Here is a 4504-nt window from a genome sequence, read left to right as displayed (position 1 = left end):
TGCCTCATTCGTAAAAGCAATGGAACGACGATCTATGCAACTCGAGATTTGACAGCAGCTATCGATCGCTTTGAGTCCTATCAATTTGATGAAGCTTTGTACGTCGTCGGGCACGAACAAACGCTCCACTTTCAACAGGTGAAGCACGTTTTAGATAAGATGGAATTTCCATGGGCGAAAAACGTGAAGCATATCCCTTTTGGCATGATGTTGAAAGATGGAAAGAAAATGTCTACCCGACAAGGGAAGACAATATTACTAGAAGAAGTGTTGAATGAAGCTATACAGAAAGCTGCAATTAATATAGAAGAAAAAAATCCGACCCTCCAGGATAAGTCAAAGGTAGCTGAACAAGTGGGGGTCGGCGCGGTCATCTTTCATGACCTTAAACATGATCGCAGAAACGACGTTGAGTTTTCGATAGAGGACATGCTGACTTTCGAGGGAAATACCGCTCCTTATTTGCAATATTCGTATGTCCGAGCGAATTCCCTGCTTAAAAAAGGAAAATTTAATAGCGAAACGACAGCTACAGAACTGGAAGATCCTCTCGCGTGGCCATTAGTGAAGATGATTCGAGAGTACCCGTATGTTGTGAAGAAATCGTTTATAAACTATGATCCGTCCAAGATGGCCAAGTATTTGCTTGATCTCGCAAAATCATTCAACAAGTATTACGCCGAAACGAAGATTTTAGAAAGCGATCATCTGAATGCTCGAATGACACTGATTTATGCCTTTACGATTGTGCTGAAGGATGGATTAGCCCTTCTTGGAATCGAAACGCCTGAAGAAATGTAAAACCGGCCTGCTTTTCACTATCCCTTCCTCTTCCCTTCCTTTATAATGATTTCTGTGACTATACAGAATGGAGGGGATAGACATGGATGATACAACTCCTAAAAGCACCTATGAGTTTTTAGCGGATGATCCTGACTTTAACGTAAAACCGATTATGATTTCGCTGATCATTGGTGCTTTTTTTGCCATATTAAATGAAACACTCCTGAATATTGCATTAACGACTTTAATGGAACAATTCAATATCACAGCACCGATTGTACAATGGATGGTCACAGGCTTCATGCTTGTGATGGGAATTCTGATCCCAGTGTCTGCCTTATTGCTGCAATCATTTTCGACAAGACAAATGTTCATTGGGACGATGTCGGTGTTCACTATTGGAACGCTCATTTGTTCCCTCGCTCCGAACTTCGGAGTTTTACTGACCGGAAGACTGCTCCAGGCTGTCGGTACAGGACTTTTAATTCCGATTATCTTTAATACGTTTCTTTTGATTTTTCCACCCGAACGCCGGGGAGCGGTCATGGGGATTGTAGGGATGGTGATCATGTTCGCTCCTGCCGTCGGCCCGACACTTTCCGGCATCATCGTTGAGCATCTCGGCTGGCGCTTCTTGTTTATCACAGTCATTCCTTTTGCGCTATTTTCTATCGCATTTGGTTGGCGGTACTTAAAAAATGTAGGCGAAGTGACAAAGCCGAAAGTGGACTTCTTCTCAATTTTCCTGTCGACTGTCGGTTTTGGAGGCGTAGTTCTTGGATTTAGTTTTGCCGGTGAAGGCGAGGCTGGCTTTCTACAGCCACATGTGTATTTATTGATTTTAGCTGGTGTGGCCTCTCTCGTACTATTTACATTCAGACAGCTGAAACTTGAGGATCCGCTTCTAGATGTGCGTGTATTTCGCTACCCGATGTTTACGTTAGCTGTCGCTCTTTTTATCATCGTGATGATGTCAATGTTCTCTTCAGAAATCATATTGCCAATGTTCATGCAAGGCCCATTGGAACTGACTCCAGCCACTGCCGGTCTGATCTTATTGCCAGGAGCCTTATTGAATGGGCTTCTTTCCCCCGTCATGGGTAAGTTGTTCGATAAATTCGGTCCGCGTCTGCTCATGATCCCGGCTACAGGAATTTTAGCGGTCACTATGTTTTCTTTAAGTCAAGTAAGTGTGGATACATCTATCGTAAGAATTATCATCAGTTATTTACTTTTAATGCTCTCCATTTCAGCAGTTATGATGCCTGCTCAGACAAATGGGTTGAATCAGCTTCCGAAAAAGTTATACCCGCACGGTACAGCAATTATGAATACGCTGCAGCCTGTCGCTGGGGCCGTCGGGGTCGCCGTCTTTATCAGTATTTTAACAGCAAGGCGGGAAATGTATTTAACCAACGCTGAGAACCCCGCTTCCGAAAGCGCGATCAGTCAATCGATGGTGGCAGGCGTTGAACTTGTGTACTTCATTGCCTTTGGAGTAGCTGTGTTGGGTTTCATTGTTTCCCTCTTCGTTAAACGAGCAACCCCTGAAGATATTCAACCAGCTGCAGTTGAGTAACAAAAATCCCATCAGTTGAACTGATGGGATTTTTGTTATGATATGATTACCAGATTAGTCCGCATATTCAGGATAAAGGTTGAAAGCACTACGATTCCTTTATAGATGATCTCGATTCGATTTTTATGAACGTACTTAATGGTCTTGCTCTTGCCATTCCATTCTGATCTAGTATTTCGATTCTTCTATCAGAGAGCAGTCTGTTTCGCTTGTCATAATAACATCCTATATAATGAAAGTGACTCTCATAAAGGAGCGAATGCGCTATGAACTCGTTTTACTATGTCATCATCATTACGATTTCCGTCATTGCACTTGTGGGTACTCTTATGGTAGCCAAACAAATGACAAAGGAAGAAAAAAACCTCTCCTCAGAAGATGAATTGGAAAGCTTGAAAAGTGATGGAAAAAATTCAAGTATTCCATTATTGTCGATCATCTATTCCATTACGTTCGTTATCACGGTCATCCTTGTATGGATTTTTATTTTCTAGTCGCTGCTCTAAACGATATAAATCCAGTAAATGCAAAGAATTCCTGTATCAGCCAGTGCATGACTAAAAATCGGGCCTGCTAATGAGCCTGTCTTTAGTCGCAAAAAGCTCCAAAACAGCCCTGCGAGAAATACCGGGATCGCCGCTAAGGCATTCATAGGCCATTCGAACAGAGGTATAACGGATAAAAAATGATAAAGTGTATAAAAACCCGCTGTCAAAAAGGCAGCGCCTCTGTCATTTAGCTTTACCCTGAAGTAGTCATGCATGATTCCTCTCCAATAGACTTCTTCCAGAATGGGGTTGATAAAAATCAATACAAGGACAAGCCCAACACCTGAGAACCTCCATTCTCCCAGCAACGTACGCACCCCTTCTACATCCAAAATCTTCGCTTGAAAAGTCAAAACCACTAAAACGATAGTCAAGAAGAAAACAAGTCCGCTGGTGACTCCAGTCACAATCGAGAGTTGAATTCTCCTTTTACCCTTTCGAAGATGCCCTTTCAATAGAAGACTCACACTGAACATCCAACCATAGAAAAGCAGAAACGTAACAGAAGCATTTGAAAAGCCATATAAGCCTAAGGCAATCATGATAAATGGACCGATCAAATAGAGGGTGGTTTTCATATTTTCAGACCTTCCAGTCATTTACTTCGCATTTTAACATAAACTGTACTAGCTTTATGTTGTCGATCAGATTAAGGTACACCTCAATCAACGAGTAAATCATCAAAAGGAGATGACATCATGAGATTACTTGGATTGAAGCTGTTCAACTTAGCGAGTTACATGTACTTATTAGTCGCATCCTTTTTCTTAGCAGGAAACTTTACGAATCGCTCTACCGATGATGTCTTAGTTATGCCTGCCCCGTTCGCTTTTTCAATCTGGTTTCTTATTTATCTTCTTCTTTTAATATTCGTCTTTACATCCTTTTTTGCTAATGAGGAGATGAACGAGGTTGTACGGAAAATAGGATTATGGTTCCCGCTCAGCATGATTCTTTCCGGTACATCCGTCGTTGTCGGCACTACCCCCTCCATACTGTTTCTGGCTCTATCCCTCCTTACCCTATGTGTGGTGTACACCGTGCTCCAGTCATTTCCCGGACTTCCTGAAAAGTACCGGGCGTCTTTTTCCATTTATCTCGCCTGGACGTCAATTGCAACGATCGTCGATGCGTTTGTAGTCTTGAAAGCAAACAAAGTAGAGGAGCTTTTTTCTATCGGAGAACTTGGATGGTCGGTCATTTTACTTACCATTGGAGGGCTCATTGCAATCGCCTTTCATTTTTATCACAATGACTACTTCTTCCCTCTTGTATTTGTATGGGGATATGGAGCAATTTTCGCTTACCAGGAAAACTCGTTGATTCGATTTATTACAGGAGCGTTTGTCATCATTCTATTGTTTATCGTGCTTTTCAGTTTTCTAAGAAAGAGGAACTAGAGAACAATCAGGGGGTGTCTGATTTAAGACGCTCCCCCTTTCCATTTCGTTTGGTCATGGGATGATTACTTTTCAGGCTGTGTTCAACATTATTGTGTTTATCCCATTTCAACTAAATGTTATTAAGCTTAAGTGCAGTATTGTGGAAGACTCGATTTCGGGATGTTTATGTAGTTTTAGGGTCGTTGGGGAAG

At 42.0% G+C, this 4504-nt stretch carries 5 protein-coding genes; 4 read left to right on the top strand and 1 reads right to left on the bottom strand.

The window, feature by feature from the left end:
- The 3 genes from argS to LD39_RS04990 all read left to right on the top strand — a co-directional run.
- The coding region (argS, locus tag LD39_RS05000) for an arginine--tRNA ligase (protein WP_035543570.1) at positions 1–801 on the top strand (801 nt) is incomplete at its 5' end.
- 82 nt (positions 802–883) lie between these two features.
- Entirely contained in the window at positions 884–2362 is a 1479-nt protein-coding gene (locus LD39_RS04995) for an MDR family MFS transporter (protein WP_035543569.1), read from the top strand.
- 266 nt (positions 2363–2628) lie between these two features.
- On the top strand, positions 2629–2856 hold the full coding sequence (locus LD39_RS04990; RefSeq protein WP_035543567.1) for a hypothetical protein: 228 nt from the start codon (positions 2629–2631) through the stop codon (positions 2854–2856).
- 8 nt (positions 2857–2864) lie between these two features.
- On the opposite strand, the gene LD39_RS04985 is transcribed toward LD39_RS04990, so the two are convergent.
- Positions 2865–3488 (bottom strand): CPBP family intramembrane glutamic endopeptidase, encoded by a 624-nt coding sequence (locus LD39_RS04985; protein ID WP_035543565.1) that lies wholly within the window; start codon positions 3486–3488, stop codon positions 2865–2867.
- A 120-nt stretch (positions 3489–3608) separates the two neighbouring features.
- Here LD39_RS04985 and LD39_RS04980 point away from each other — a divergent pair, with 120 nt between their 5' ends.
- On the top strand, positions 3609–4310 hold the full coding sequence (locus LD39_RS04980; RefSeq protein ID WP_035543562.1) for a hypothetical protein: 702 nt from the start codon (positions 3609–3611) through the stop codon (positions 4308–4310).
- Positions 4311–4504 lie beyond the last annotated feature (194 nt).

Origin of the sequence: Halobacillus sp. BBL2006, assembly GCF_000786645.1 — a bacterium.
In the GTDB taxonomy this organism is placed as follows: domain Bacteria; phylum Bacillota; class Bacilli; order Bacillales; family Halobacillaceae; genus Halobacillus.
The sequence above is the reverse complement of the archived record's forward strand: the minus strand, read 5'-3'. Positions and strand labels throughout refer to the sequence as shown.